This is a genomic window from Leeuwenhoekiella parthenopeia (assembly GCF_020782115.1).
Taxonomy (GTDB): Bacteria; Bacteroidota; Bacteroidia; order Flavobacteriales; family Flavobacteriaceae; genus Leeuwenhoekiella; species Leeuwenhoekiella parthenopeia.
This window is the reverse complement of record NZ_JAJGMW010000007.1, coordinates 37,532-59,204: the sequence shown is the minus strand read 5'-3', so window position 1 is coordinate 59,204 and position 21,673 is coordinate 37,532. Positions and strand designations below refer to the sequence as shown.

General features: G+C 42.6%; 16 protein-coding genes and 1 pseudogene. 6 read left to right on the top strand and 11 right to left on the bottom strand.

Annotated features, from left to right (window positions below; genetic code table 11):
• Positions 1 to 21: 21 nt before the first annotated feature.
• From LLW17_RS06990 to LLW17_RS06980, 3 genes are read right to left on the bottom strand one after another with little or no spacing between them, the layout of a single operon-like run.
• Positions 22 to 387 carry a cupin domain-containing protein gene (locus LLW17_RS06990; protein ID WP_228229548.1) on the bottom strand — a complete coding sequence of 122 codons (366 nt, stop codon included), beginning with the start codon at positions 385 to 387 and terminating at the stop codon, positions 22 to 24.
• 27 nt (positions 388 to 414) lie between these two features.
• Entirely contained in the window at positions 415 to 960 is a 546-nt protein-coding gene (locus tag LLW17_RS06985) for a hypothetical protein (RefSeq protein ID WP_228229547.1), read from the bottom strand.
• Between the two features lie 17 nt (positions 961 to 977).
• The gene (locus LLW17_RS06980) at positions 978 to 2,498 is read right to left on the bottom strand and encodes a helicase HerA-like domain-containing protein (RefSeq protein WP_228229546.1); all 1,521 of its coding nucleotides are present in this window, start codon (positions 2,496 to 2,498) and stop codon (positions 978 to 980) included.
• Between the two features lie 153 nt (positions 2,499 to 2,651).
• Between LLW17_RS06980 and LLW17_RS06975 the strand changes: the two genes are divergently transcribed.
• A complete protein-coding gene (locus LLW17_RS06975; protein ID WP_228229545.1) occupies positions 2,652 to 3,284 on the top strand; it encodes a 7-carboxy-7-deazaguanine synthase QueE in 633 nt (210 codons plus the stop codon).
• Positions 3,285 to 3,378: 94 nt separating this feature from the next.
• Here LLW17_RS06975 and LLW17_RS06970 read toward each other — a convergent pair whose 3' ends face one another.
• Entirely contained in the window at positions 3,379 to 3,921 is a 543-nt protein-coding gene (locus LLW17_RS06970) for a DUF2911 domain-containing protein (RefSeq protein WP_228229544.1), read from the bottom strand.
• 246 nt (positions 3,922 to 4,167) lie between these two features.
• Here LLW17_RS06970 and asnB point away from each other — a divergent pair, with 246 nt between their 5' ends.
• The 4 genes from asnB to mdh all read left to right on the top strand — a co-directional run bounded on the left by asnB (position 4,168) and on the right by mdh (position 10,414).
• The gene (asnB, locus tag LLW17_RS06965; protein WP_228229543.1) at positions 4,168 to 5,853 is read left to right on the top strand and encodes an asparagine synthase B; all 1,686 of its coding nucleotides are present in this window, start codon (positions 4,168 to 4,170) and stop codon (positions 5,851 to 5,853) included.
• Between the two features lie 317 nt (positions 5,854 to 6,170).
• Positions 6,171 to 8,111: a DNA topoisomerase (ATP-hydrolyzing) subunit B gene (gene gyrB / locus LLW17_RS06960; RefSeq protein ID WP_228229542.1), complete on the top strand. Its 1,941-nt coding sequence runs from the start codon at positions 6,171 to 6,173 to the stop codon at positions 8,109 to 8,111.
• Positions 8,112 to 8,255: 144 nt separating this feature from the next.
• Positions 8,256 to 9,260, top strand: coding sequence for a DUF6588 family protein (locus LLW17_RS06955; protein WP_228229541.1), 1,005 nt, complete (start codon positions 8,256 to 8,258; stop codon positions 9,258 to 9,260).
• Positions 9,261 to 9,487: 227 nt separating this feature from the next.
• Positions 9,488 to 10,414 (top strand): malate dehydrogenase, encoded by a 927-nt coding sequence (gene mdh, locus LLW17_RS06950; protein WP_228229540.1) that lies wholly within the window; start codon positions 9,488 to 9,490, stop codon positions 10,412 to 10,414.
• A gap of 70 nt (positions 10,415 to 10,484) precedes the next feature.
• Here mdh and LLW17_RS06945 read toward each other — a convergent pair whose 3' ends face one another.
• The gene (locus LLW17_RS06945; protein WP_228229539.1) at positions 10,485 to 13,040 is read right to left on the bottom strand and encodes an adenosylcobalamin-dependent ribonucleoside-diphosphate reductase; all 2,556 of its coding nucleotides are present in this window, start codon (positions 13,038 to 13,040) and stop codon (positions 10,485 to 10,487) included.
• A 538-nt stretch (positions 13,041 to 13,578) separates the two neighbouring features.
• Here LLW17_RS06945 and secDF point away from each other — a divergent pair.
• Positions 13,579 to 16,590: a protein translocase subunit SecDF gene (gene secDF / locus LLW17_RS06940; RefSeq protein ID WP_228229538.1), complete on the top strand. Its 3,012-nt coding sequence runs from the start codon at positions 13,579 to 13,581 to the stop codon at positions 16,588 to 16,590.
• 78 nt (positions 16,591 to 16,668) lie between these two features.
• Here secDF and LLW17_RS06935 read toward each other — a convergent pair.
• The 6 genes and pseudogenes from LLW17_RS06935 to folE all read right to left on the bottom strand — a co-directional run bounded on the left by LLW17_RS06935 (position 16,669) and on the right by folE (position 21,588).
• Positions 16,669 to 17,584 (bottom strand): annotated as a pseudogene (locus LLW17_RS06935) (glutaminase).
• A gap of 33 nt (positions 17,585 to 17,617) precedes the next feature.
• The gene (locus LLW17_RS06930) at positions 17,618 to 18,097 is read right to left on the bottom strand and encodes a DUF192 domain-containing protein (protein WP_228229537.1); all 480 of its coding nucleotides are present in this window, start codon (positions 18,095 to 18,097) and stop codon (positions 17,618 to 17,620) included.
• 4 nt (positions 18,098 to 18,101) lie between these two features.
• Positions 18,102 to 19,049 (bottom strand): prolipoprotein diacylglyceryl transferase, encoded by a 948-nt coding sequence (gene lgt / locus LLW17_RS06925; protein WP_228229536.1) that lies wholly within the window; start codon positions 19,047 to 19,049, stop codon positions 18,102 to 18,104.
• A gap of 66 nt (positions 19,050 to 19,115) precedes the next feature.
• On the bottom strand, positions 19,116 to 19,361 hold the full coding sequence (gene yidD / locus LLW17_RS06920) for a membrane protein insertion efficiency factor YidD (RefSeq protein ID WP_228229643.1): 246 nt from the start codon (positions 19,359 to 19,361) through the stop codon (positions 19,116 to 19,118).
• 15 nt (positions 19,362 to 19,376) lie between these two features.
• Positions 19,377 to 20,867 carry a cysteine--tRNA ligase gene (gene cysS, locus LLW17_RS06915; protein ID WP_228229535.1) on the bottom strand — a complete coding sequence of 497 codons (1,491 nt, stop codon included), beginning with the start codon at positions 20,865 to 20,867 and terminating at the stop codon, positions 19,377 to 19,379.
• A 40-nt stretch (positions 20,868 to 20,907) separates the two neighbouring features.
• Positions 20,908 to 21,588 (bottom strand): GTP cyclohydrolase I FolE, encoded by a 681-nt coding sequence (gene folE, locus LLW17_RS06910; protein ID WP_228229534.1) that lies wholly within the window; start codon positions 21,586 to 21,588, stop codon positions 20,908 to 20,910.
• Between the last annotated feature and the right edge of the window lie 85 nt (positions 21,589 to 21,673).

Below are 21,673 nucleotides of genomic sequence, written 5' to 3'. Positions count from 1 at the left end.
ATTATAAAACTGGATTAATCATTATTCGGCTTCACGATTTACTTTTTCAAAATCGAAGGCAGACTTACATACCGAAATATAGGTGCAGGGCGCATCAAAAGGATTGCTGTAACGCACCCGGGTCCCGGCCTTAATTTGGATGGATTCTCCTGCCCGTAGTGTGAGTTGCTCGCCGTTTATCTCAAACTGCTTCTGGCCACTAATAATGAAGGTGTACTCGTCAAACTCGGGAGTTTGAAAAGGTTCACTCCAATGTGGCGGGGCAACCATATGGGCAATACTCAGATCACTCTGACCCGTGCTGGCTTTGCCAAAATGTTCGCCAATGTACTTGCCGTCATCAGTAGGTACTACAAAAGGTTTTTTCTGAATGAAATAGGTGCTCACTGCTTTAATTTTTAAAAAGGCTGAATATTACCAGCCTATCATAAAGTATTTGATTTTTGCCGCATCGGGTATTTCAGCTTCGGTAACTTTAGCTTCCATATCAAAGCGCAGTTCGCCCTGAAGCTCTTTACGATCAATGGTGAAATACGCGTTGATGTCATCTACAAATACCACCACACTGCTTATGAGTGTTTCTATCCGCGAAATCTCGTAAGCGTCAGTAAGGTCTTTAAAGGTAGAGTTGAGGTTAATACCGGCCTCAGTAGTATATCTGGGGTCAAAGATCTGAACGGTTCTTATGGTTTTTGGCTCCCCTTCCTTAACGGGCATAAGACTCAAAAGCTGTTTTCCACCTTTTTCATAGATTTCAATAGCATTAATGTTAAGTTCTTCGCTGAGTCCGCTGTTTTGATCTACCACACTGTCATTTGCAAAAACAGTTTTCAGATCGCTTACCGGAGTTTCTTTAGTCAAAGGTCCCACCTGAGTCGCAGTCACCTGAAACGGATTTTCTTTAGAGCAAGAAGTAACTAACATACCGGCAAATAGACCGGCTAAAAGGATTTTTTTCATAAAATAGGCTATGTGTTTTATTTAATCATTTTGTTTAAAATCCCCAGAACACCGCGTAATACAGTGGCACTGGTGAGTACTTTAATAATGGCTTTTTCGGTAGTATTACCACTTGAACGACTGCTGCTGCGTTTAACTGTTGCACGCTCGTCCCGGGCTTTTTCTTTAGCCTCCTCGGTTTCCGCCTTTTTTATTTTGGCATTAAGGATTTCGTAAGCGCTCTCGCGGTCAATACTGTCGTTGTATTTAGGTATTAAGGCTGATTTTCGGTTGATATCGTCAATTTCGCCCTGACTCAAAATATCCATTCGCGACATAGGCGCACGCATCATAGTAGCCGCAAGCGGTGTGGGGCGTCCTTTTTCATCAAGTGCAGAAACCAGAGCTTCTCCCGTACCCAGAGATGTGAGCACTTCGGTTGTGTCGTAATATTCAGAAATGGGGTAGTTTTCGGCAGTAAGCTTTATCGCTTTACGGTCTTTTGCGGTAAAGGCGCGCAGGGCGTGCTGAATCTTTAAACCTAACTGACTTAATACTCCATCGGGAACATCGGTAGGATTTTGAGTTACAAAATACAAACCTACGCCTTTAGACCGGATGAGTTTTACAATACTTTCTATCTGACTGTGTAAAGCTTTAGAAGCTTCCTGAAAAATGAGGTGGGCTTCGTCAATAAAGATGACCAGTTCGGGCTGCTCGCTATCGCCCTGCTCGGGGAAGGTACTGTAAATTTCAGCCAGTAAACTCAGCATAAATGTTGAAAACAGCTTCGGGCGATCCTGAATATCGGTAAGCCGAATGATGTTGATTTTTCCTCTTCCATTTTCATCGAGACGCAACAGATCGTTTACTTCAAAAGACTTTTCGCCAAAAAAGACATCTGCTCCCTGCTGTTCAAGCTGAACAATTTTTCGCAGAATAGAACCTGCTGAAGAGGTTGAAATACGACCATACAGCTCCTGAATCTCCTCGCCGCCTTCATCTGTGGCGTATTGCAACACTTTTTTAAAGTCATTAAGATCCAAAAGGGGTAAGCTCTTGTCGTCGCAATATTTAAAAAGGATGGCGATAATACCCGCCTGAGCATCTGAAGCATCCAGAATTCGCGAAAATAGCACAGGGCCAAATTCACTCACCGTCGCCCGGAGCCGCACCCCATTTTGTTCCGAAAGGGTCAAAAGCTCTACCGGGAAATCTTTGGCTTCATAAGGCAGGCCTATTTTTTCGTGCCGCTCGTCAATTTTTGGATGTCCGGGGCTTGCTTTGGCAATTCCGCTTAAGTCCCCTTTCATATCCATCAGCAGTACGGGTACTCCTTTTTCCGATAGGTTTTCGGCCAGCACTTGCAGGGTTTTCGTTTTTCCGGTACCGGTAGCACCGGCGATCAACCCATGACGGTTCATAGTTTTAAGTGGAATTTTAACCAGAGCACCGGTAATGGTTTGCCCGTTTAACATGGCCGCTCCAACCGGGATCGAATCTCCCTTGAAGGTGTTGCCCGCAATGATGTGTTCTTTAAATGCTTCCGTTTGATCCATCGCTTAGATTTTGGTTTAAAAATAAGGATAAGATTGGTATTACAAGCGGGCGGGGAAAATTACCTCGGTTTAGCGTTCTGCGATTAGGGGTTTTAGTCAAATAAAATACACTTCGCTTTGGCATGCATTTCAGGCGGTGTATCTTTGCGCCCTATGACAAAAGAGGCAACAGCAAGCAGAGTAGAGCTGGGAGAATTACTCCCGTTGATGGAGGAGTTTTACACCATTCAGGGCGAAGGTCATCATACCGGTACCGCCGCCTATTTTATACGTGTGGGAGGCTGCGACGTGGGCTGCCATTGGTGTGATGTGAAAGAAAGCTGGGACGCGGCCATACACCCGCCTACCGAAGCTGCTGCTATTGTTGCCAATGCCAAAAAATACAGCAAAACCATCGTAGTAACAGGGGGGGAACCTTTGATGTGGGATATGGAGCACCTTACAGGTTTGCTTAAAGCCGAAGGGATGCAGGTGCATATTGAAACTTCAGGAGCCTATGAGCTTACCGGAACCTGGGATTGGATTTGTCTTTCGCCTAAAAAACGAATGCTGCCAAAGCCCCGCATTTATAAGGAGGCAAACGAACTGAAAGTAATCATCTACAACAAGTCTGATTTTGATTTCGCCGAAGAACACGCAGCTAAGGTTAATGAGGCTTGCGAATTGTATTTACAGCCGGAATGGAGCGTTCGTGAAAAGATGACTCCGCTTATCGTAGATTATGTGATGGCAAATCCTAAATGGAAAATAAGTCTGCAAACGCACAAGTACCTCAATATTCCCTAATTGCTGCTTTCAATCTGAACGTATAAAGCATAGAAAAGCCCCTTCTTTTGGAAGGGGCTTTTTCATATAATTAGTTTTAATTCTTATTAAGAGACTATTCCTCAACTTCCTCAAACGGAACCTGGATATACGTATCGTCCCAGCCTAAAAACATATCAGAACCGGCTTCGGTGGGTTGAAAGGAAATGGAAAACGATTCAATAGGTGCGGCAGTCTTACGTGCAGGAGTAGTAAAGCGCAACAAATCGCGCTCTTTCTTGTAGCCGTAAGCTCCCCAGGTATCCAGATCTTTATTCAGGATTACAGTCCATTCCTTTTTGCCCGGAATGGTAAACAACGTGTAAGTGCCTGCAGGTACCACCGAGTCGCCAACCATCATATCGCGGTAGAATTTAATTTCGGTAGACTCATTAGCTCCGGTGCGCCATACTTCACCGTATTTCTCCAGTTTACCAAAAATTTCCCGGCCTTTTTTCTGAGGACGGCTATAAATTACACGTACTCGTGGAGCTTTATCCTGACCGCGGTACATCGCAATGTCTAACGGACTTTTATCGGGATCTGTGAATTTTTGTGCCTGAACATCTATGCTTAAAAGCAGAAATGCAATTGCTATGGTCTTTACTATATTGTTCATTAGATAATGTTTATGAAGTGGATGTCAACTTTCGTGCAAATGTACAATGTGGACTGACTTTTCTTTAGTTAATAGGGTCTTAAAATCCTATTTGTAATTTAAAAACAGGAAGAGTGCTTGTTTTTGTTCCAGATTTACCTAAATAAACTAAAAAAAGTTGTCAATTGTAATCATATATCGCTTTTTTGTTTGTGAGTTAATATGTAAATAGCATCTTTGAGCCATCAAATTAAAACAATTACAATTATGTGTGGGATCGTATGTGCCTATGAATTGAAACAGCCTGCTGAAGTTTTAAGACCGCAGCTTTTAGAAATGTCAAAAAAAATACGTCATCGTGGTCCGGATTGGAATGGAGTGTATAGCGACGAGAAAGCCATCTTAGCTCACGAGCGTTTATCAATCGTTGACCCGGCTTCTGGAAAACAACCCTTGTTAAGCCCTGACGGAAAACTTATTCTTGCCGCCAATGGTGAGATCTATAATCATAAAGAATTACGCAAACAACTTAAAAAGCAATACGATTTTCAGACGCAGTCTGACTGTGAAGTGATTTTAGCTTTGTATCAGGAGGAAGGTCCGGCGTTTTTAGATAAGTTAAACGGAATCTTTGCTTTTTCATTATACGATGCTGCTAAAGACGAGTACTTTGTAGCCCGTGATCATATGGGGATTATCCCGCTTTATATGGGCTGGGATCAGCACGGTACTTTTTATGTAGCTTCAGAACTGAAAGCTTTGGAAGGTACCTGTACAAAAATTCAATTATTTCCTCCGGGTCATTACCTGCACAGCAGTGACGGCGAGCTTAAACAATGGTACAAGCGCGACTGGATGGAGTACGATGCCGTTAAGGAAAACGAAACCAGCATCGAAAAATTAAGAGACGCCCTTGAGGCAGCAGTTCACCGCCAGTTGATGTCTGACGTGCCTTATGGCGTATTGCTTTCGGGCGGGCTAGACTCTTCAATCACTTCTGCGGTTGCTAAAAAATACGCAGAAAAGCATATTGAAAGCGACGATCAGGATGGAGCCTGGTGGCCACGTCTGCACTCGTTTTCTGTAGGTCTTGAGGGATCTCCAGATCTTGCTGCAGCTCAAAAAGTAGCCGATCATATAGGCACTGTACACCACGAGATTAAATTTACCATCCAGGAAGGTCTTGATGCCATCAGAGATGTGATTTATAACCTGGAGACTTACGATATCACAACGATTCGTGCTTCAACCCCAATGTACCTTATGGCCCGTGTCATCAAGTCTATGGGTGTGAAAATGGTACTTTCGGGTGAAGGTGCAGATGAGGTTTTTGGAGGATATCTTTATTTCCACAAAGCACCAAACGCTCAGGAATTTCATGAGGAAACCGTGCGTAAATTAAGCAAACTGCATATGTATGACTGCCTGCGTGCAAACAAATCGCTGGCAGCATGGGGTATAGAAGGTCGTGTTCCATTCCTGGATAAAGAATTTATGGATGTCGCGATGAACATCAACCCTCAGGATAAAATGATCAACGGGGAGCGTATGGAAAAATGGGTGTTGCGTAAAGCCTTTGAATCGTATCTACCTGAAAGTGTAGCCTGGAGACAGAAAGAACAATTTTCAGATGGCGTAGGTTACAGCTGGATTGATACCTTAAAAGAAATGGTGAACGAAAAAATAAGCGATGAGCAGCTTGCTAACGCGAAATACAAGTTCCCGATACAAACCCCAACAAACAAAGAGGAATACTATTACCGCAGCATTTTTGCAGAACACTTCCCAAGTGATGCGGCAGCATGGAGTGTGCCTCAGGAAGCTTCAGTGGCTTGTAGTACCAAGATTGCCTTAGAGTGGGACGAGGCGTTTAAAAACATGAACGACCCATCTGGTCGTGCAGTTGCAAACGTGCATAGTGATGCCTATGGTAAAAAGAAAGAGTTGGCCTAACAGATTTCATAAACTACCAGCCAATTAAGAAGCGTTTTCGGGTAACTGAAAACGCTTTTTTTATGCTTTTCGAAGTAATTAAATCCTTCGGGCACCGATACTCAAAAATGAGGGCTGTTTTTTCACAATTTGTTGATAACTTAAAGCCTTTGGCTCGGCTTTTGCTCCTTTACTGGGAAGCCTTTTTTTATATTTGTTTGCTGTCAAAAAACACATCTTTAGCGTGTGTTTTGTCGTGTTTTAAGCACCCTTTTGATCTAAGGCAATATGTTTTCCGCTTTAAGAAAAAACAGAACAATTTAACCTAATAAAAATATATGAGCGAAGAAGCCAATAAGAAGCAGTATTCTGCAGACAGTATTCAGGCGCTGGAAGGAATGGAGCATGTGCGTATGCGACCATCGATGTATATAGGAGATGTAGGTGTACGTGGTTTGCATCACCTGGTTTATGAAGTTGTTGACAACTCTATAGATGAGGCGATGGCCGGTCATTGTGACGCCATTGATGTGATTATAAATGAAAATAATTCAATCTCGGTTAAAGATAACGGCCGGGGTATTCCGGTAGATTTACACAAGAAAGAAGGCGTTTCGGCACTTCAGGTGGTAATGACCAAAATTGGTGCCGGAGGTAAATTTGACAAAGATTCCTATAAAGTTTCCGGTGGTTTGCACGGGGTAGGGGTGAGTTGTGTTAACGCACTCTCAGACCACCTTAAAGCAACCGTTTACCGCGATGGTAAAATCTGGGAGCAGGAGTATGAGAAAGGTAAGGCTATGTATCCGGTAAAGGCTGTTGGTGATACCACAGATCGTGGTACGGCAGTGACCTTTTTGCCAGATCCTACCATTTTTCAGCAAACTATAGAATTTAACTACGATACGCTTGCCAGCCGTATGCGTGAACTGGCTTATTTAAATAAGGGGATAACCATTACCCTGATGGATAAGCGTCAGAAAGATGATAAAGGCGAATTCCCGATAGAGACGTTTCATTCTGAAGAAGGATTGAAGGAATTTGTTCGCTTTTTGGATGGTAACCGTCAGCCTATTATTGGTCACGTTATTTCTATGGAAGGCGAGAAAAACGATATCCCCGTTGAGGTTGCGATGATTTACAACGACAGTTATGCAGAAAATCTGCACTCGTATGTCAACAACATCAATACTCACGAGGGAGGTACGCACCTTGCCGGTTTTAGAAGAGGTTTGACCACTTCATTGAAAAAATATGCCGATGCTTCAGGGATGCTTGATAAGCTGAAATTTGAAATCGCCGGTGATGACTTTAGAGAAGGTCTTACAGCGATAATTTCGGTGAAAGTAGCTGAGCCTCAGTTTGAAGGACAGACCAAGACCAAATTGGGTAACCGCGAGGTGACTTCTGCGGTATCTCAGGCTGTTTCTGAAATGCTCGAAATTTATCTGGAAGAGCATCCGGATGATGCTAAAACCATCGTACAGAAAGTAATTCTTGCCGCTCAGGCACGTCACGCCGCCAAGAAAGCGCGCGAGATGGTGCAGCGTAAGACGGTGATGAGTATAGGCGGTTTGCCCGGGAAACTGGCAGACTGTTCTGAAACCGATCCTCAGGCCTGTGAAGTATTCCTGGTAGAGGGTGACTCTGCGGGTGGTACTGCAAAAATGGGTCGTGATCGAAACTTTCAGGCGATTCTTCCGCTTCGCGGAAAAATTCTGAATGTGGAGAAAGCGATGCAGCATAAGGTTTTTGAAAACGAGGAGATCAAGAATATTTTTACGGCTTTGGGTGTAACCATTGGTACCGAAGAAGATAGCAAAGAGCTTAACCTTACTAAACTGCGTTATCATAAAATCGTGATTATGTGTGATGCCGATGTCGATGGTAGTCACATTGCAACCTTGATTTTGACGTTCTTTTTCCGTTATATGCGCGAACTCGTTGAAGGCGGTCACGTATATATTGCGACTCCACCGCTTTATTTACTTAAAAAAGGTAAAAAAATGCGTTATGCATGGAGTGATAAAGAGCGCGATCAGTATAACGAAGAAATGGGCGGTAGTGCCTCGGTACAGCGTTATAAGGGTCTTGGGGAGATGAATGCCGAGCAATTGTGGGATACCACGATGAACCCGGAATTTAGAACCCTGCGTCAGGTAACCATAGACAACGGTACTGAAGCTGATCGTATATTCTCTATGCTAATGGGTGATGAGGTGCCACCACGTCGTGAGTTTATCGAGAAAAACGCGATTTACGCAAATATTGATGTGTAACATCTTTTAAATAATTTGGAAAGCCCGTCTTGAAAAAGTCGGGCTTTTTTATTTTTAAGCCTTTGGTCTTTAAGCGGTTTTGTTATTTTTGACGGCGTATAACGAATTTTAAATTCAATCTTACTTAACCAAATCAATCAGAGAATGAAAAAAACACTACTATTTGGATTATTGGCTTTGGGCTCAACAGGCCTTTTTGCACAGGAAGATGATGGCTTTGAAGCCATTGTAAAAGCCGGAACAGCAGATGCTAATACGCTGATGGGCGCTTATATCGCACCGGCGATGGAAGGTCTGGTCTACAGCATGTCTGGCGGCTGGTATCATACGGCAAAAACGCATAAGCAATGGGGTTTTGATATTACTATTGGCTTTAACGGAGCAATTGTTCCTTCTGAGAAAGAGATGTTTGCAATAAGCAGTCTTAATTTTCAAAATGAGTTGATCAACAAGAGCGGAGACATTACGCCTACAGTTGCGGGTAGTGGTGTGCCTGTAGATCTTGAATTTCGCACACAGGATGGAGATGAGGTGAGTTTTACCATGCCCGAAGGTGTAAAGGATGACTTGCCCCTTAACGCTGTGCCCGCACCTGCAATTCAGGCGAGTCTGGGTGTTTTTAAAGGGACAGATTTAATGGTGCGTTTTGTGCCCGAAGTGGGTAGTGATGATGTGAAAGGGAAGCTTTTTGGAGCCGGTTTTAAACACGACATTATGCAATACTTTGGTCCTTTAGACAAATTGCCTTTAAATATTTCTGTTTTAGGTGCTTTTACCAATATGAATGTTGACTACGATATTCAGGCAAATTCTGATTTAGAAGGAAGCAATCAGGCTGCAGAGTTCAAACTGAATTCCTATACCGTGCAGGGTGTTGCTTCGCTTGATTTTCCATTTGTCACGGTTTACGGCGGTTTGGGATATACAGGGGGTAAATCTGAAATCAATGTTTTGGGAACTTATAAGTTTGAATACGATAATGGTCAGCCTGGAGAAGTGGTTGATCCCATTGCATTGTCTTATAACCCTTCAAGCGTGCGTGCTTCATTAGGAGCCCGTTTAAATCTGGCCTTCTTCAAAATCTTTGCAGATTACACCGTGCAGGAATACAGTAATTTAACAGCCGGTATTGCATTTAGTTTCAGATAGCGATACTTTTTTTAGGAATATAAGCCGCTTTCAGCAAAACCCAGGCTGAAAGCGGTTTTTTTATGTCAAAAGCTGAAGGTTTGTATTTCTCTTACCGCTAAGGATTACCTCATTTTTTAACTTTATAAGTCTCTAAAGATTAAACGAAGTCGTATTTTTGCGTCCGCAAACGATACCGCATAAGGTATTGTGTTTCATATACTAATTAATTTAAAAAATACATACCCATGAAAGTTACCGTAGTAGGAGCAGGAGCAGTAGGTGCAAGTTGTGCCGAATATATCGCAATGAAAAATTTTGCTTCAGATGTTGTTTTAGTTGATATTAAAGAAGGATTTGCAGAAGGAAAAGCAATGGACCTGATGCAAACCGCTTCACTGAACGGTTTTGATACCCGAATCACAGGGACTACCGGCGATTATTCAAAAACTGCAGGTAGCGACATCGCGGTGATTACCAGTGGTATTCCACGTAAACCGGGTATGACCAGAGAAGAATTGATAGGTATCAATGCCGGAATCGTGAAAGATGTAGCCGGTAACCTGATCAAGCATTCTCCTGATGTAACAATCATTGTGGTAAGTAATCCTATGGATACCATGACCTATCTGGTACACAAAACCACAGGTTTGCCAAAAAATAAAATCATAGGAATGGGCGGTGCTCTTGATAGCGCCCGCTTTAAATACCGTCTGGCAGAGGCTTTAGAATGCCCTATTTCTGATGTAGACGGGATGGTAATAGGTGGTCACAGTGATACCGGTATGATCCCGCTTACCCGTTTAGCAACCCGTAACAGCGTACCTGCTTCTGCATTTTTATCTGAAGAGCGTTTGGATCAGGTGATGGAGGACACTAAAGTAGGTGGAGCGACCCTTACTAAGCTTTTAGGAACTTCGGCCTGGTATGCTCCGGGAGCTGCGGTATCCGGTTTAGTGCAGGCTATTGCTTGTGACCAAAAGAAAATGTTTCCATGTTCAGCTTTGCTGGAAGGGGAGTATGATCTTGATGATATCTGCATAGGTGTACCTGTTATTTTAGGTAAAGACGGTATTGAGCGTATCGTGCCTGTTGATTTAACAGATGCTGAAAAAGAAAAACTTAAGGAGAGTGCTGATGCAGTGCGTAAAACTAACGGATTGCTTGAGTTGTAATCAATTTCTCCTAGCTTAAAATAAAAAGAGCCGCTCATCGAGCGGCTCTTTTGTTCTTATATACTTGTGATTAACCACATTTTGAAGAACCGCAATCTTTACAGGTAAGGCAACCTTCCTGATAGATTAATTGCGAGGAGTTGCAATTGTCGCATTTTTGCTTGCGGGCTTCGGTACCATCTGCAACATAGCGCTTTAATGCACGCGCCACACCATTTTTCCAGGTGTTGATAGACGCACTGTCCAGTTGCAGGCTATTGGTCAACTCGACTGCTTTTTCTATCGGCATGCCATAGCGTAGGGTTGTCGAGATCAATTTAGCGTAGTTCCAGTATTCCGGGTCAAACTTATGCGAAAGGCCTTCGATCGTGGTTTTATACCCTCTCTTGTTTTTGTACTGAAAATCGTAGCGAGAGCTTCCGTCTTCGTTTCGGTTTTTAATAATAAGCCCTTCTTCCACCCAACGCGGAATCAAAATTCCGTCTTCATCATCAGCAATACCGGTGAATATTTCGTAAGGTTTTCCGCCAATTAAACCAATAAAGGCAATCCATTTCTCTTTGTTGTTTTGAAAACGAACGATGTCTGCCTCCAAAACCTGTGGTCTTTTCGTAGGAAATGGTGTTAGCGTATCGCTTTCTTCTTCCTCTTTCTTTTCTTCGTTAGAGATTAGTACACCAGAACGTGAACCATCGCGATAAACCGTAACTCCTTTGCAGCCGGCCTGCCAGGCTTCAAGATAAAGGTTGCCTACCAGCTCCTCATCTACATCATTAGGCAGATTAATAGTCACGCTGATGCTGTGATCCACCCATTTTTGTACGGCGCCCTGCATGCGTACTTTATTAAGCCAGTCTACATCATTTGAAGTGGCTTCAAAGTAAGGCGATTTGGCTACAATAGTATTCAGCTCTTCCTGACTGTAATTTTTGTCGGTTGCGATACCATTAGCCTGCATCCATTCTTTAAAGCGATGGTGAAATACTACATATTCTTCCCAGCTGTCGCCAACTTCATCAACAAAATCAACCCGGGCTTCTTTATCATTTGGGTTTACTTTACGACGGCGTTTGTAAACCGGTAAAAACACCGGCTCAATACCCGAAGTGGTCTGAGTCATTAGACTGGTCGTACCTGTTGGAGCAATAGTTAACAGGGCGATATTACGACGGCCATACTCAAGCATATCGTAATACAATTTCTCATCGGCATTTTTGAGGCGCAGGATAAACGGATTCTCTTTTTCGCGTTCCGAATCAAAAATAGGGAAGGCGCCACGTTCTTTAGCTGCGTAAACCGAAGCGCGATAGGCTTCAATCGCGATGGTTTTGTGAATTTCCACAGAAAACTCAATGCCTTTTTCACTTCCGTACTTAATGCCTAATGCGGCCAGCATATCTCCTTCGGCAGTAATACCTATTCCGGTACGTCTTCCTTCTTCAGCCTTTTTCTTGATGTTTAACCAAAGATTGCGTTCTACCTGCTTCACTTCTTCGTTTTCCGGATCGGCATCAATTTTTTCCAGGATGGCGTCAACTTTTTCCAGCTCCAGATCTATGATATCGTCCATAATACGCTGCGCGTGGGCAATGTGTTTTTTGAAAAGATCAAAGTTGAAGGAGGCCTTGTCTGTAAAAGGATTTTCAACGTATGAGAACAGGTTGATCGCCAGCAGACGGCATGAATCGTAAGGGCAAAGCGGAATCTCACCGCAAGGGTTTGTTGATACGGTTTTGTAACCTAAATCTGCATAGCAATCGGGCACTGACTCCCGGGCAATGGTGTCCCAGAATAAGATTCCGGGTTCTGCAGATTTCCACGCGTTGTGAACTATTTTTTTCCAAAGCTTTTCGGCTTCAATTTCTTTTTGATTGATGGGATTGGGGCTGAAAATAGGATACTTCTGGGTGTAGTTGTTTTTGTCTTTTACCGCCTGCATAAAGCCGTCATCAATACGCACCGAAACGTTAGCTCCGGTTACTTTGCCCTGCTCCATTTTAGCATCTATAAAATCTTCGGCATCGGGATGGTTTATAGAGACCGAAAGCATCAACGCACCGCGGCGGCCGTCCTGGGCGACTTCGCGCGTGCTGTTTGAATACCGCTCCATGAATGGTACGAGTCCGGTTGAGGTAAGCGCCGAATTTTTAACGGGAGAGCCTTTTGGTCTGATGTGAGAAAGGTCGTGGCCTACACCGCCACGGCGTTTCATAAGTTGTACCTGCTCCTGGTCAATTTTCATAATCCCGCCATACGAGTCAGATTCACCACTGTTTCCTATTACAAAGCAATTGGATAAAGAACCCACCTGAAAGGGATTACCTATCCCGGCCATGGGGCTTCCCTGTGGTACAATGTATTTAAAGTCTTTTATGAGTTCAAAAACTTCTTCTTCCGTTAATGGGTTTGGATATCTGCTTTCTATACGGGCAATTTCGTTAGCGATACGACGGTGCATATCGTCCGGTGTTTTTTCGTAAATGTTGCCTTCAGAATCTTTAAGAGCGTATTTATTGACCCAGACGCGAGCGGCAAGATCATCACCTTTAAAATAGTTTAGAGAAGCTTTGAAGGCTTCATCCTGCGTAAACGTTTTAGAGACAGGTGCTTTAGTTTGTGTAGGCATAGGTAATATTTTAGAATTTTAATGCTGGAATTTCGAGATGTGAAGGTACACAATTTTATAAGGCAAGGTGAGCTTATGTTTTTAAAAGTTATCAAAAATAAATTGTAAATAACTTAAAATCAGTTTTTTAAAAATTTGTCAACATTAAAAAGTTGACAAAAAAGTAAAGTTTTAGGATTTGGAGTTTGCCGGGGTTTAACTTCTGAAAATCAATTACCACGCTTTTAAAAAACCCTTAATCCTGGTAGTGATACCGCCTATTTTAAGTGGTAAAACCGAATTCCTTTTAAGGGGATTTTTCATTCAATTTTCGTGCTGTCTGTGATACTTTTTATAATGTGAACGAAGCCCGGAAGGAATATTAAAACCACCTGAATGCTCTTTTTTAAAATGAATAAACACTTGTTTTTCAGTGAATTAAAAGGTTAAAGAAATCAAAAAGATATTTATTGGCATTTCTGCCTTGAAACCCTATATTTGCACGTTTTACAAAATCGCCCGAAAAATGTTCGGGAAGAATCAATAAATAGTATAAGTAATGCAAAATAAAGGACTCATTAGAGTATTTGCGATTTTATTTGGGCTGGTAAGTTTGTATCAGCTTTCGTTCACGTATTTTACCAACCAGGCTGAAGATAAGGCGGCTGCTTTTGCAGAACAACAAGTGCCTTCCACAGTGCCTGATTATGTTGATCGAAGAGGAGAAGTTGCCCGTCAGTATTTAGATTCTGTAGGAAATGATCCTATTGCTTTGGGTATTACCTACAACGATGCAAAAGAGAAAGAGCTTAATAAAGGTCTGGATCTTAAAGGGGGTATGAACGCGATTTTAGAGATTTCTGTTGCAGATATCCTAAGAGGTTTGAGCAATAATTCTACAGACCCGGCATTCAACCAGGCTTTAGACCAGGCAGCAGAAGCTCAGAAAGACAGTCAGAATTCTTTTCTAGATAATTTCTTTGATGCTTTTGAGGCTATCCCGGGAGACAATAAATTGGCATCTCCAGATATTTTTGCCAATACTACTTTGGGCGAAAAAGTAAACTTCAATATGACAAATGATGAGGTTAAGCCAATTATTCGTCGTGAAGTTGAAGAGTCTATTAAATCAGCCTTTGAAGTACTGCGTAATCGTATTGACAAATTTGGTGTTACACAGCCTAATATTCAGCGTTTAGATAACCGCTCGCGAATTCTTATTGAGCTTCCTGGTGCTACCGATATTGAGCGCGTTCGTTTTCAGCTGGAAAGTACGGCTCAGCTGGAATTTTATAAAACCGTTTTTGCAGGTGAAGCCGCTCCTTATCTTATAGAGGTAAACACAATTTTAAAAGACCTTGTAGCTCCTGCTGAAGAAGAAGAAGTTACAGAAGTTCAGGATTCTACCGAAACTACAGACGATTCTATTGAAGAATTACTTGCCAGTGAGGAAGATACTATTACTCCTGCTACACAAAATAATCCGTTGTTTGAGCGTTTCAGCTTTAATCCTGCATTGCAGCAGTATGGCCAGATTCCTGTAATAGGATATGCGCAGATTAAAGATACCGCTACCATAAACAGTTACCTTTCTAAGCCTGAAGTTGTGCGCGCAAGACCACAAAGTCTGCGTTATGCTAAATTCCGTTGGGGTACTGCAGAAGGTGAGAGCGATGTGTTGCCTTTATACGCATTACAATCAGATCGTGCGGGTAACCCTGCGATGGATGGAGACGTAGTTCAGGACTCGCGTCAGCAATATACGCAGATGGGGTTGCCTTCTGTAGGAATTGATTTTGAAGGTCAGGGGCCTACCCAGTGGGCAAAACTAACCGGTGATGTTGCGGCAGATGGTAGCGCTATCGCAATTGTTCTTGACGGAACGGTGTATTCTGCAGCGACTGCAAAACAAGAAATTAAAAATGGAAGTACTGAGATTTCAGGAAGCTTTACGGTAACCGAAGCTCAGGATCTCGCTAACGTATTGAAAGCGGGTAAACTTCCTGCTTCTGCAAAGATCATATCTTACGATGTTGTAGGACCTTCTTTAGGACAGGAGGCTATCAACAGCGGTTTAATATCGTTCGTTATAGCGCTTTTACTAGTTCTGCTTTGGATGGTTTTTTACTATGGTAAAGCCGGTCTTTTTGCAGATATCGCTTTGGCGGTAAACATTTTATTCATTTTTGGTATTCTGGCAGGACTTGGAGCGGTATTAACCCTTCCCGGTATTGCAGGTATCGTGCTTACCATAGGTATGTCGGTAGATGCTAACGTACTTATATTTGAGCGTATCAAGGAAGAACTGGCAAAAGGCAAGTCTCAGAAAGATGCAATTAAGGATGGTTTCAACAATGCCCTGTCATCTATTCTTGATGCCAACATCACAACTTTCCTTACAGCTTTAATTCTATTCTTATTTGGTACAGGACCTATTCAAGGTTTTGCTACAACCTTAATGATAGGTATTGGTACTTCCTTATTTACCGCGATTTTCGTTACTCGTCTGTTTATTGACGGTTATGGGAAAAACGGGAAGTCGCTTGAGTTTTCAACGGCTGCAACACGCAACTTGTTTGCCAACTTCAATAAAGATTTCCTTGCGAAGCGTAAGATTGCTTACATCGTAAGTGGGACATTAATTGTGGTGAGTGTAATTTCTTTGTTTACGTTTAGTCTTGACCAGGGTGTTGACTTCGTTGGGGGACGTAACTATACGGTGCGTTTTGAGCAACCTGTAAATGCTACAGAAGCAGAACAGAGCTTAGTTGCAGAGTTAGAAAGCGCTCAGGCTAAAACCTATGGTGAGGCAAACCAGCTGAAGATTACTACCAAATATCGTATTGAAGAGGAAACTTCTGATGTTGATGATGATATTCAGCAAAAACTCTATACTGCTTTAAAATCGTATTTACCTGCAGATTTGACTCTTGAACAGTTTGTAAAAGGCGGATCAAGCGATGCTAAAATTGGTATTTTGGAGTACAACAAAGTTGGTCCTACCATTGCAGATGATATTAAGAGAGATTCGTTTTGGGCCGTATTGGGGTCTCTTGTAGTGGTGTTCCTGTATATCTTATTGCGTTTTAGAAGATGGCAATTTTCTCTTGGTGCAGTTGCGGCTGTTTTCCACGATGTGCTTATCGTGTTAGGGATCTTCTCGCTGACCTATAAGTTTATGCCGTTCAATATGGAAATTGACCAGTCATTTATCGCAGCGATCCTTACCGTTATTGGTTACTCGCTTAACGATACCGTGGTTGTGTTTGACCGTATCCGGGAATTCATGAAAGAGTATGGTCCTACCCGCAAAATGGATGTGATCATCAATCAGGCGATTAACAGTACCATCAGCCGTACATTAAATACCTCGATGACCACCTTAATCGTATTGCTTGCAATCTTCATCTTTGGTGGAGCAAGTATTATGGGCTTTATGTTTGCATTGATCGTAGGTGTGGTAGTGGGTACCTATTCTTCGATTTTCATCGCAACTCCTGTGATGTTTGATACGATTCAAAAGAAGGCTCTTAAGCCTGAAAAACAAAAAGAAGAGGAGCCGGTAGCTTAAGCTTTCCGACTTAATTAGATAAAAAGAAACCCGATAGTAAAAGCTATCGGGTTTCTTTTGTTTTAAAATTAAAGGTTTTTAAAAAACAGATTGTTCGGTTTTGGTGGTGAGCAATTCTAAGGCCTTCATTCCGCGCTCCGAATTTCCTTTGCTGTTAAGCGGCGGACTCCAAACTGCAACGCTGTAATGTCGTGGATGCACGGCCACAATACCACCACCTACGCCACTTTTACCGGGTAAGCCTATGCTGAATGCAAATTCGCCGGACTCATCGTAAAAACCGCAGCTAATCATCAGGGCGTTGATACGCTTGGCAAGCATTGGGTTTAGAATTGCGGCTTCTTTGCTCAGATCGTATTTACCGTAGTTCAGAAATATGGTAAAGGCCTTCGCGAGTTGTTTGCAACTCATCGCAATGGAGCATTGGTGGAAGTAAAAATCAAGCACCGTATCTACATCGTGATTGATATTGCCAAAGTCTTTCATCAAATGAGTTAATGCCGCATTGCGAAACTTATGTTCCATCTGAAGCAGCGACTTTCTCATCGTAATTGATGCTTTGATCTCCGGCAGCGTCGCGTACAAATTGTAGGAAGTCTTCTTTGGGATTTTTCAGTTCGGTGAGCAGGATATCTGCAACAACCAATGCACCTGCATTGATAAACGGATTGCGGGGAATGCCTTTTTCGTACTCGAGCTGAACCAGTGAATTAAACGGGTCTCCTGAAGGTTCTACGCCAATGCGTTGCCAGATTCTGTTTCCTTTTAATTTCAAGGTCAGAGCGAGGCTGAGAACCTTTGATATACTTTGTATTGAAAAGCGTTCGTGCGAGTCGCCGGTAGCATACGATTTCCCGTCTGTGCATTGCAGGTAGATTCCGAATTTTCCGGGATCAACTTTTCCCAATTCCGGAATATAGGTAGCAACTTTTCCTGAGTTTTTTAGGACTGAAGTTTCTGCCGCAATTTCTTCAAGGATTTTTTGATAGTTCATGACGTGACTGGTTTTGCGACAAATTGAAAAGATCTAATTGCGCTTCCAGCTTATAGAATCTCCTTCCTGAATATTCCAGGTTTCGGCTGAACCGGCGTTAACCTCTAAAACGTATTGTACAGGAACTTCAGACGGTAAGCTGGTTTCATCAAGAGGTCGCGCGTTTTCTATGATGGTTGCGATCTTTTGGTCTTTGGTAATGAAAAACAGGTCAAGCGGAATGTAGGTGTTTTTCATATAGAAATTATGAGGCTGCTCGTCTTCAAAAACAAAAAGCATACCCTGATCGGGTTTCATAGATTCGCGGTACATAAGGCCGGTTTCGGTCTCGTATGCAGTTTCTGCAAGTTCTATGCTTAACGAAACAACACTACTGTCTTTCTTGAAAATTTCCAGACTTCCTTCGGGACTAAATGTGATCTTTTCCTGCGTTAATTCTTTAGGTGTATTTTCTGCTTTATTCTTACAGCTTACAAAGCTTATAAAAAGCAAACTTAAGAGCAATAAACGCATAATTTTAAGATTTAGGATACTTGGGTTGTTTCTTTTGGTTTAAAGCCCGTACAACAAAAAAGATTCCAACTAAAATAAACGGAATACTCAGAATCTGCCCGGTATTAAACCCGAAAATCCAGTCTTCTCTACCTTCCACCTGAGCGCGCTTGAAGAACTCAACCACAAAGCGTACACTCCAAAGCAGAATTAGGAAAAAACCGAACAAGAAGCCTTCTTTTTTACGCAGGTCGGTTTTCCAGTACACAAACATCAGGATTAGAAATACAAAAATATAGCCTGTGGCTTCCATGAGTTGACCCGGAAAACGATAGGGAATTTCGGCGATATAACTTGCAAATTGCGGGTCATCGGTAAGTGCCTGATAGGCTTTTTGTTCATTAGGAATGCCGGTTAAACGCTGAACTTCGTATTTGTTATACTGGTCCTGTACAAATTTAATTCCCAGATTAGAATCGGTGATTTTTCCTACCATTTCAGAATTGAAAAAATTACCTATACGCACGAAGATTGCGCCTAATGAAACCGGAAGAATGACGCGGTCCAAAAGCCATAATACGCTTTTCTTCAACACCTTTTTATTATACAGGTACATAGCGATAATCATACCTATTGCGGCACCGTGGCTTGCAAGCCCCTGAAAGCCGGTATATTCAATATCGGGTACAAACCTGAAGGGTAAAATAACCGAAAGTGGATCTTCCCAGAGCAATTCTGTCTGGTAAAAGAACACATGGCCCAAACGAGCACCTATCAAAATGGCTAATACCGAATAAATAAAGAGCGGGTCTAATTTTTCTTCTTCAACACCTTCTTTTTTGTAAACCCTTTTCATCACATACCAACCCAGAGAGAAGGCAATGACAAACATCAAACTATAGTAGTGAAGGGTAAAAAATCCCAGGTCTAAACCGGTTGAAGGATTCCAGGTCATTTTAAATGGAAGATGCATAAGTAATCAAAATTAAGGCTGTAAATATAGCAAAGCCAAAAGGCTTCTTGGGGGATTTTATCGTTTTTATAGACTTTGTTTTTTGGGGACAGGAGGCACGGGGTCATACCCAGATCCTCCCCATGGGTTGCAACTCGCGATGCGTTTTATTGCCAGCCACAAGCCTCTAATGGGGCCGTGTTTTTGAATTGCCTCAACACTATAATGCGAGCAGGTTGGGGTGTATCTGCAGGCAGGGGGCAATAGGGGTGAGAGAAACCGCTGGTAAAGCCTGATCGGTAAAATCAAAATGGATTGCAGGACTTTTTTCACGGTTGTACAATTCAATTACCCTGATATGGTATAGGTGGTGCCTTCTCTTCCGTCTTTGAGCTGGATGCCCAACTTTTGGAGTTCATCACGAATCTGGTCACTCAGGGCAAAGTCTTTATTGGCTCTGGCTTCTTTTCGCAACTGAATTAATAATTCAAGAGTGCCATTAAGCTTATCGGTATTGGCTTCTGCGGCAGCGGTAACATCTTCAAGGCCCAGGATTTCAAAAACAAAAGCACGCATGCTCTGTTTGAAGTCTTCCAGATCAGACGCTGTGATCTGAGCTTTACCATCTTTAAGCTGATGAATGTACTTAACAGCTTCAAAGAGCTGGGCGATAAGTATGGGCGAATTGAAATCATCATTCATCGCATCATAGCAAGCTTGTTTCCAGCCCGCAATGTCAATACCGCTATTTGCTGAAGCTTCGAGGGAATCGAGTAAACTTACGGCTTCCATCAGACGGTTGAAGCCTTTTTCGCTTGCAAGAAGTGCTTCATTGCTAAAATCTAAAACGCTTCGGTAATGCGCCTGCATCACAAAGAAACGGGCAACTGAAGGAGAGAAGCCTTTAGTCAAAAACGGACTGTCACCGGTAAATATCTGAGCGGGGAAAATGTTGTTTCCATCGCTTTTAGACATTTTTTTACCGTTAAGGGTAAGCATATTGGCGTGAAGCCAGTAATTAACAGGATTTTTTCCGTTTGAAGCTTCAGACTGGGCAATCTCACACTCATGATGCGGAAATTTTAAATCCATCCCACCCCCGTGAATATCAAACTGTTCTCCGAGGTATTTAGTGCTCATTGCGGTACACTCCAGATGCCATCCCGGGAAACCGTCGCCCCAGGGAGAAGGCCAGCGCATGATGTGTTGCGGTTCGGCTTTCTTCCATAAAGCAAAATCCTGAGCATTTCTCTTTTCGCTTTGCGCGGTAAGTTCGCGGGTATTGGTAATCATGTCCTCCAATTGACGGCCGCTTAGTTTGCCGTACTCGTGTTTCTCATTGAATTTGATGACATCAAAATAAACAGAGCCGTTTTTTTCGTAGGCATAACCGTTCTCTAAAATTTCTTTTATGATCTCGATTTGTTCAATGATGTGTCCGGTTGCGGTAGGCTCAATACTGGGGGGGAGGCAGTTGAACTTTTGAAGGATATTATGAAAGTCTATGGTGTATTGCTGCACCACTTCCATAGGTTCTATTTGCTCTAGTCTGGCTTTTTTTGCGATTTTATCCTCTCCTTCATCAGCATCATCGGTAAGGTGTCCTGCGTCGGTAATGTTGCGTACATAGCGCACTTTATATCCCAAATGCTTCAGATATCTGAAAATCATATCAAAGGACATAAAGGTGCGCACATTTCCAAGGTGCACATTGCTATACACGGTAGGTCCGCATACGTACATCCCAACATTACCCTCTAACAGGGGTTTGAAAGATTCTTTCTTTCCGCTTAGCGAATTGTAAAGGCTGATGTTTTGTTTGTGGTACAGAGCCGTCATAGCTGTGGTTTTAAATGCTTTTGTGCCTACGCAGGTAGATTTAAAAAGGGGTGTCGAGTTTAATGTAATCTAAAAACTCGCGTCGTACTGCCTCATCTTTAAATTTACCGCCAAATTCGCTGGTTACCGTGCTGCTTTCGATATCGCGAATACCGCGACTGTTTACACAAAGGTGTTTGGCATCAATCACGCACGCGACATCTTCAGTGCCTAAAGCCTGTTGCAATTCCTGAACAATCTGCATCGTAAGGCGTTCCTGAACCTGTGGCCTTTTGGCATAATAATCAACAATTCGGTTCATTTTTGACAGACCTACTACGGTACCGTTAGAAATGTAAGCTACGTGTGCCCGCCCAACAATAGGCAGGAGATGGTGTTCACAGGTAGAGTAAACAGTAATGTTTTTTTCTACCAGCATCTCGCCGTATTTGTAATTATTTTTAAATGTAGATGCCTTGGGTTTGCGCGCCGGACTCAAACCACCAAAAATTTCATTTACAAACATCTTGGCCACACGGTTAGGTGTGCCTCTAAGGCTGTCGTCTGTAAGATCCAGACCCAGAGTTTGCATAATATGATTAACGTCTTCTTTGATTAACTCGATCTTTTCAGCATCGGTAAGTTTAAAGGCATCATCACGCAAAGGAGTCTGTGCAGAAGTGCTGTGGTGGTTATCACCTATTTCGTCTAGTGCATTCAATTCTTCGTTGTCAATTTTCATATTCATAGTGCATTTAGTCGCTGGTTGCGCTAAGGGCTTGCAAAGATAGTATAATTAACAATTTAATTGCTTAACACTTGCGGCT

What these genes read in the sequence shown, in the direction of transcription:
- LLW17_RS06970 (WP_228229544.1), bottom strand. Translation starts at nt 3,921, where the DNA reads ATGAACAATATAGTAAAGACCATAGCAATTGCATTTCTGCTTTTAAGC.
- secDF (WP_228229538.1), top strand. Translation starts at nt 13,579, where the DNA reads ATGCAAAATAAAGGACTCATTAGAGTATTTGCGATTTTATTTGGGCTG.
- folE (WP_228229534.1), bottom strand. Translation starts at nt 21,588, where the DNA reads ATGAAAATTGACAACGAAGAATTGAATGCACTAGACGAAATAGGTGAT.
- LLW17_RS06930 (WP_228229537.1), bottom strand. Translation starts at nt 18,097, where the DNA reads ATGCGTTTATTGCTCTTAAGTTTGCTTTTTATAAGCTTTGTAAGCTGT.
- LLW17_RS06985 (WP_228229547.1), bottom strand. Translation starts at nt 960, where the DNA reads ATGAAAAAAATCCTTTTAGCCGGTCTATTTGCCGGTATGTTAGTTACT.
- lgt (WP_228229536.1), bottom strand. Translation starts at nt 19,049, where the DNA reads ATGCATCTTCCATTTAAAATGACCTGGAATCCTTCAACCGGTTTAGAC.
- LLW17_RS06955 (WP_228229541.1), top strand. Translation starts at nt 8,256, where the DNA reads ATGAAAAAAACACTACTATTTGGATTATTGGCTTTGGGCTCAACAGGC.
- gyrB (WP_228229542.1), top strand. Translation starts at nt 6,171, where the DNA reads ATGAGCGAAGAAGCCAATAAGAAGCAGTATTCTGCAGACAGTATTCAG.
- cysS (WP_228229535.1), bottom strand. Translation starts at nt 20,867, where the DNA reads ATGACGGCTCTGTACCACAAACAAAACATCAGCCTTTACAATTCGCTA.
- asnB (WP_228229543.1), top strand. Translation starts at nt 4,168, where the DNA reads ATGTGTGGGATCGTATGTGCCTATGAATTGAAACAGCCTGCTGAAGTT.
- LLW17_RS06980 (WP_228229546.1), bottom strand. Translation starts at nt 2,498, where the DNA reads ATGGATCAAACGGAAGCATTTAAAGAACACATCATTGCGGGCAACACC.
- LLW17_RS06975 (WP_228229545.1), top strand. Translation starts at nt 2,652, where the DNA reads ATGACAAAAGAGGCAACAGCAAGCAGAGTAGAGCTGGGAGAATTACTC.
- mdh (WP_228229540.1), top strand. Translation starts at nt 9,488, where the DNA reads ATGAAAGTTACCGTAGTAGGAGCAGGAGCAGTAGGTGCAAGTTGTGCC.
- LLW17_RS06945 (WP_228229539.1), bottom strand. Translation starts at nt 13,040, where the DNA reads ATGCCTACACAAACTAAAGCACCTGTCTCTAAAACGTTTACGCAGGAT.